The organism is Streptomyces coryli (assembly GCF_011044975.1).
Taxonomy (GTDB): Bacteria; Actinomycetota; Actinomycetes; order Streptomycetales; family Streptomycetaceae; genus Streptomyces; species Streptomyces coryli.
This window is the reverse complement of the sequence record NZ_JAAKZV010000365.1, coordinates 1-5,783: the sequence shown is the minus strand read 5'-3', so window position 1 is coordinate 5,783 and position 5,783 is coordinate 1. Positions and strand designations below refer to the sequence as shown.

At 72.3% G+C, this 5,783-nt stretch carries 6 protein-coding genes and 1 pseudogene; 4 read left to right on the top strand and 3 right to left on the bottom strand.

Annotation, left to right across the window (positions count from 1 at the left end):
• The 3 genes and pseudogenes from G5C51_RS39355 to purU all read left to right on the top strand — a co-directional run.
• A pseudogene (locus G5C51_RS39355) lies at positions 1-849 on the top strand (hypothetical protein); the annotation flags it as partial.
• 50 nt (positions 850-899) lie between these two features.
• The gene (locus G5C51_RS39350; protein ID WP_420824909.1) at positions 900-1,349 is read left to right on the top strand and encodes an SCO4402 family protein; all 450 of its coding nucleotides are present in this window, start codon (positions 900-902) and stop codon (positions 1,347-1,349) included.
• Between the two features lie 186 nt (positions 1,350-1,535).
• Entirely contained in the window at positions 1,536-2,384 is an 849-nt protein-coding gene (purU, locus tag G5C51_RS39345; RefSeq protein WP_165245296.1) for a formyltetrahydrofolate deformylase, read from the top strand.
• A gap of 11 nt (positions 2,385-2,395) precedes the next feature.
• Here purU and G5C51_RS39340 read toward each other — a convergent pair whose 3' ends face one another.
• Positions 2,396-3,595: a zf-HC2 domain-containing protein gene (locus G5C51_RS39340; RefSeq protein WP_165245294.1), complete on the bottom strand. Its 1,200-nt coding sequence runs from the start codon at positions 3,593-3,595 to the stop codon at positions 2,396-2,398.
• Positions 3,592-4,194: a sigma-70 family RNA polymerase sigma factor gene (locus G5C51_RS39335; protein WP_165245292.1), complete on the bottom strand. Its 603-nt coding sequence runs from the start codon at positions 4,192-4,194 to the stop codon at positions 3,592-3,594. The genes G5C51_RS39340 and G5C51_RS39335 overlap by 4 nt, the downstream gene beginning before the upstream one ends.
• Positions 4,195-4,341: 147 nt before the next feature.
• On the opposite strand from G5C51_RS39335, the gene G5C51_RS39330 reads away from it, so the two are divergent.
• The gene (locus tag G5C51_RS39330; protein WP_165245290.1) at positions 4,342-4,716 is read left to right on the top strand and encodes an anti-sigma factor antagonist; all 375 of its coding nucleotides are present in this window, start codon (positions 4,342-4,344) and stop codon (positions 4,714-4,716) included.
• A 15-nt stretch (positions 4,717-4,731) separates the two neighbouring features.
• On the opposite strand, the gene G5C51_RS39325 is transcribed toward G5C51_RS39330, so the two are convergent.
• Positions 4,732-5,783 (bottom strand): class I adenylate-forming enzyme family protein (locus G5C51_RS39325; protein ID WP_165245288.1); only part of this gene is annotated, 1,052 nt, incomplete at its 5' end.

The window sequence follows — 5,783 nt, the reverse complement described above, 5'->3', positions numbered from 1 at the left end:
CCCCCCGCTCCCGCGGCCCATGCGGCCCCGGCGCCCCCCGACGCCTTCGAGGCGCTCTACCGCGACGCCGCCCCCGCCCAGGACGCCGGCGCCACCCAGCAGATGCCGCGGATAACCGACGGCCCGGCGCGCCAGGGCCCGCCGCCCCCGTACGGCGCCGGACCCGGTCACGACGACTACGGCTACGACCCGTACGACGACTACGACGACGACCGCCGCGGCTCCATCCCCCGCTGGGCGCTCGTCGCCCTCGTCACCGCCGCCTGCGTCGTCGTCGGCCTCACCGCCGGCTGGCTGCTGAGCAGCGGTGGCGGCGACTCCGAGGCGAACGCGGACGACAAGCAGAGCTCCGCGCCCGCCGATGACGACGAGCCGTCCAAGAAGCCGGCCGACCCGGCCAAGACGCAGGCCGCCGCGCTCGACAAGCTGCTCGCCGCGAGCAACGACAGCCGCGCCGCGGTGATCCGCTCCGTCGCCAACATCCGCGCCTGCAAGGCCCTCGGCAAGGCCGCCACCGACCTGCGCGCCGCCGCCAAGCAGCGCAACGACCTGGTCACCCGCCTCGCCGAGACCAAGACGGACAAGATCCCGAACAACCAGGCGCTGGTCACCGCCCTCAACAAGGGCTGGAAGGCCTCGGCCTCCGCCGACAACCACTACGCGCTCTGGGCCGGCCAGATGTCCAAGGGCAAGGCGTGCAAGCACGGCCAGGCGCGTACGACAAACCAGACGCGCGCGGGGAACACCGCGAGCGGTCAGGCCACCACCGCGAAACGACAGGCCGCGGAGCTGTGGAAGCCCACGGCCGCGAACTACGGCCTTCCCCCGCGGGCCCCCGAGCAGCTGTGAGCGGACGGACTTCACCAATGGCTTCACGTAACGGCCGCGGCTCGACCACGATGGGCACCATGCCCATCCAAGACATGCCGTGGTGGCGCTGGCGCACGCACGTGCGTTCCGCGCTGCACATGCTTTCCGACCCGGCCTTCCACCAGGAGTACTGGGCGGCCGGCGTCCCCGGCTACGGCGACGTGACCGACGCCGTCTACCGCCTGGTCGAGGACACCTGGCTGGACAACTGGTCCGCCGAGAAGTACGTCGGGACGATTTTCCGCGATTCCAAGGAGGCCGCGCTGATCGACGTCGCCGTGCTGCGGGTGCTGCGCATCATGCACCAGGTCGGCGCCGACGCCCCGGTCACCGCGTACTTCGAGCACCACGCCTGGCCGGAGGCGGTACGGGCGTGCCGCGAGGCGCACGTCAAGCTCGCCGAGAACGACGGCGAGGACCCGGACACCGCGCCCCGCTCACTCGAGGTGCTGGCCATCATGACGGGCACAGCGGCCTGAGGGCCTGTCTTCGACTCCCCGCCTGCGCCCCGACGCCCGGCACGCACCCTCGCCGCACGCCGCCCCCGGACAGGTGGCTCCGCCACATGACCGGTGACAGCGCACGCCGAGGGCACGCACCGACCGCCGCTGCGCCGCGCTTCGCGCGACGACGGGGAGTCGAAGACAGGCCCTAAGCTGTCCCGCATGAGCGAGTACGTACTGACCCTGTCCTGCCCCGACAAAAAGGGCATTGTGCACGCCGTCTCGAGCTATCTGTTCATGACGGACTGCAATATCGAGGACAGTCAGCAGTACGGCGACCCGACGACCGGGCTGTTCTTCATGCGGGTGCACTTCGCCGCGGACAGCGGGGCCTCCGTCGAGCAGCTGCGGGCGTCCTTCGCCGCCGTGGCGGAGTCGTGGGCGATGGACTGGCAGATCCACGAGCAGGGCACGAAGATGCGCATCCTGCTGATGGTCAGCAAGTTCGGGCACTGCCTGAACGACCTGCTGTTCCGCTCCCGGATCGGCGCGCTGCCGGTGGAGATCGCCGGCGTGGTCTCGAACCACCCCGACTTCGAGGAGCTGGCCGGCTCGTACGGCATCCCCTTCCACCACATCCCGGTGACGCCGGACACGAAGGCGGAGGCCGAGCAGCGGGTCCTGGAGCTCGTCAAGCGGGAGAAGGTCGAGCTGGTCGTGCTGGCCCGCTACATGCAGGTGCTCGGCGACGACTTCTGCAAGCAGCTGTCCGGCCGGATCATCAACATCCACCACAGCTTCCTGCCGTCCTTCAAGGGCGCGAAGCCGTACCACCAGGCGCACGCCCGCGGGGTCAAGCTGATCGGTGCCACCGCGCACTACGTGACCGCGGACCTCGACGAGGGCCCGATCATCGAGCAGGAGGTCGAGCGCGTCGGCCACGAGGTCACGCCGGAGCAGCTGGTCGCCATCGGCCGCGACGTGGAGTGCCAGGCGCTCGCCCGCGCGGTGAAGTGGCACAGCGAGCACCGGGTGCTGCTGAACGGCAGCCGGACCGTCGTCTTCGCGTAAGCCGAAAAGCCCTACAGCCGCGACAGCGACGCCGTCGCGTAAAGGAAGTCGCGGATCTCCCCGCGCTCCCCGTCATGCCCGGCGGCGGCCTCCTCCGGCGATACGTGCCCGGCCGCCAGCCGGCAGAACTCCAGCCCCTCCAGGGCCACATGCGCCACCATCTCCCCCGGCGACGCCATCGCGGCCGGGGAGTCCAGGGGTATGTACCAGTCGCCGCCGCCCTCGCCCTCCAGCTCCAGGTGCAGCGTCCGGCCCGGCGAGCCGGCCGCGACCAGGCGCCGCGGCGGGGCCGCGAGGCCGGTGCGGCGGCGCTCGGCTATCACCCCGGGCAGCAGCCGGGCGGCCAGGTCCATGAGCTGGTGCAGATGGGCGGCGTCGGGCACGACGTACGGATAGTCGATGGCCCGGGCGACGTCCCAGGCGTGCATCCAGCACTCGAAGGCGCGGTCCAGGAAGGCGTCGCGGAGCGGGAGCGAGACGCCTGCCCCGTACGGCACGCCGAGGTCGGCGACGCCGCCGCCGGCGAAGGAGGCGGTGCGGATGAGGGAGTAGTTCTGGTCGCGCCAGACGCCGCGGACCGTGCCGGCGTGGCTGCGGCGCAGCTCGGCGGTGAGCCGCTGCTGCTGCTCGTGCGCGGAGCCCGCCTCCTTCCAGAACGTCTCCGTGCGCTCGCCGGGGCAGGTCAGCACCGGGCGCGCGGGCCCCTCGCCCTCCGGCGGGGCGCCCATGTGCAGCGGATCGGGCAGGCCGAGGGACAGGGCCACCAGGCCGTCCACCGCCATCAGGTGCCCGATGACGCCGGCCACGGATATCTCGCGGGAGGCCGGGGCGTCCTCCTCGTACCAGCTGAGCCGGACCGGCGCGCCCCACTCGGCCTCGCCCATGTCGTGCAGCAGCGCGTCCAGCCGGGCGGTCTCGGCGTCGTACGGCTCGGCCCACAGCGGCAGCGGGATGCGCGGGCGGCGGCGGTCGAGGGCGGTGGCGAGGACCTTCGAGCGCAGGCCCGGGTCGAGGTCGAGGCTGTCCTGCGGGTGCAGCAGGGCGACGGCCTCGCGCAGCCGCCGGGCCTCGTCCGCGCAGCTGCCGCAGTCGGTGAGGTGCTCCTCGACGGCCGCGGACTCCTCGGCCGAGCAGGCGGCGAGGGCCCAGGCCCCGAGCAGGGACTTGAGCAGCTGGTGGTCCGCGGGATCAGACGTCGGCCGACCGGTCATGCGGGCCGCCCGTCGGGGGTCGGGGGGTGGTACGCGGTGGACAGCAGCTGCAGGCCCAGGCGGAGGCGGCGGCGGGCCTCGGCCTCGGAGACGTTCAGGTCGGCGGCGGTTCTGCGGTAGTCGTGGCGCTTGAAGTAGGCGAGCTCCAGGGCGGCGCGCAGGCCGGCGGGCATGGCGGTGACGATGTAGTCGGCGCGGGCGGCGGCCGATACGTCCCGTATGCGGGCCTCGGTGTCGCCGTCGGAGTCCTCGGCGGCGCCGCCCTCCTCGGCCTTCGCCTGGATCGCGGACCAGCGCAGCCGGCGGACGGCGTGCTTGTGGGCCATGTTGGCGAGCCAGGAGCGCAGCGGGCCGCGCTTGGGCTCGTACGCGTCCGGGTGCTGCCACAGATAGGAGAAGACCTCGGTCAGGACGGTGTCCGCGGCCTCCTCGTCGTCGAGCACCCGCAGGGCGAGGCCGTAGACGAGCGGTGCGTACTGGTCGTAGAGCTCACCGAGGGCGGCCGCCTCGCCACGGGCCAGCCGCTGCTGCGTCTTGCGGTCCCGGGCCGGCGGGCCGTCCCTGCCGACCGGGTCCGGTATGCCCTGGGTGTTGGTCATGGCGCCCCCTCCTCCCTCCGAATGTAGTGCGTGATCGCTCAACCTTGGGTTGGAGTTTCAGGTCTTCTTCGGTGGGAAGGCGGCGGAGAGCGATGGGGGTCCGGCCGGGACCCCCCGGGGAAAGCGCAGCAGGAGGGTGCTGAGAGCGTGTCATTTCGGGTTTCCGCAGACCAAACGGACGCGTGGGCTGTCCTGCGCGTCTCGGGCGAGCTCGACATGGCCACGTGTCCGCAGGTACGGCAGGCCGTGCACGAGGCCGTGGCCGACGGCCGCCACAGCGTGGTGCTGGACCTGTCGGAGGTCCGCTTCTGCGATTCGAGCGGCGTGGGTGTGCTGATCGCCACACGGCGCCTGCTGCGCTCGTGCGGCGGCCGCCTGCGGCTGATCCTGCCGGACCACGGGGCGGCGGACGGCTCGCACGTGAACCGGGTGCTGGCGGCGCTGGGCGTGCGGAGGCTCTTCGAGGTGTACGCCGATGCCGCCGCCGCGACGGATGAGCTCGCGGCACCGCTGAGCGCGTAGCCGCGCTTGCTGTTGTTACCCGCTGAAGCGGTCCCGCAGCTGGTACTTGAGGACCTTGCGCAGGGTCTCGTTGCGCGGCAGCGCGTCGACGGTCTCGAGCTGCTCCGGGAGCTTGTGCACCGACAGGCCCCGGTCCCGTAGATACGCCACCGCTTCGTCCAGGCTCAGCGGCTTCGCGTCCGCGGGCTGCTCGATGACGGCGCAGACCCGCTCGCCGCGGGCCGGGTCCGGCAGGCCGATCACGGCGCAGTCGCCGACCTGCGGGTGCTCGTAGAGGAGTTGCTCGATCTCCTTCGCCGAGATGTTCTCGCCCTTGCGGATGATGATGTCCTTCGCGCGGCCGGTGAGCACCAGATGGCCCTCGTCCGTTACGTGCCCGAGGTCGCCGGTGATGAGGAAGCCGTCCGCGTCGAAGGCCGCGGCGGAGGCCTCCTTGTCGAGGTAGCCCGCGCACACCGCCTCGCCGCGCAGCCGGACTTCGCCGTCGACGATGCGGACCTCCATGCCGGCGGGCGGGCGGCCCTCGGTGGTGGCGAGGTTCTCGGGGGTGTCGTCCGGGTCGCCCATGGTGATCATGGGGACCTCGGTCATGCCGTAGCCGTGGGTGAGCTGGATGCCCATCTCGCGGACGACCTCGTGGTAGAGCTCCGGCGGCTTGGGGGCGCCGCCGCCGGCGAGGAGGCGGAGGCTGGGGATGAGCTTCGTCGACGGGTCCTTGCGCTGCTCGTTCAGGAACATCGAGTAGAACGCCGTGGAGCCGCCGGCGACGGTGACGCCGTGGCGGCGGTAGGCGTCGAGGGCGGCCGGGAAGGCGAAGTGCTCGAAGAGGACGGCGGGGCAGCCGTAGAGCAGCAGCATCACCGTGTAGTCGGGGCCCGCGACGTGCGCGTACGGGAAGGCCATCGAGCCGACGTCCGCGGGGGAGAGGTGCAGCGCGTGCGCGAGGCAGGCGCCGGCGGCGATGAGGCTGCGGTCGGTGTGGAGGACGCCCTTGGGGTTCGAGGTGGTGCCCGACGTCCAGTAGATCCAGCGGACTTGGGTGCCGTCGGAGGGGGGTGCGGGGAGGG

What these genes read in the sequence shown, in the direction of transcription:
- G5C51_RS39335 (WP_165245292.1), bottom strand. Translation starts at nt 4,194, where the DNA reads ATGACCAACACCCAGGGCATACCGGACCCGGTCGGCAGGGACGGCCCG.
- G5C51_RS39340 (WP_165245294.1), bottom strand. Translation starts at nt 3,595, where the DNA reads ATGACCGGTCGGCCGACGTCTGATCCCGCGGACCACCAGCTGCTCAAG.
- purU (WP_165245296.1), top strand. Translation starts at nt 1,536, where the DNA reads ATGAGCGAGTACGTACTGACCCTGTCCTGCCCCGACAAAAAGGGCATT.
- G5C51_RS39350 (WP_420824909.1), top strand. Translation starts at nt 900, where the DNA reads ATGGGCACCATGCCCATCCAAGACATGCCGTGGTGGCGCTGGCGCACG.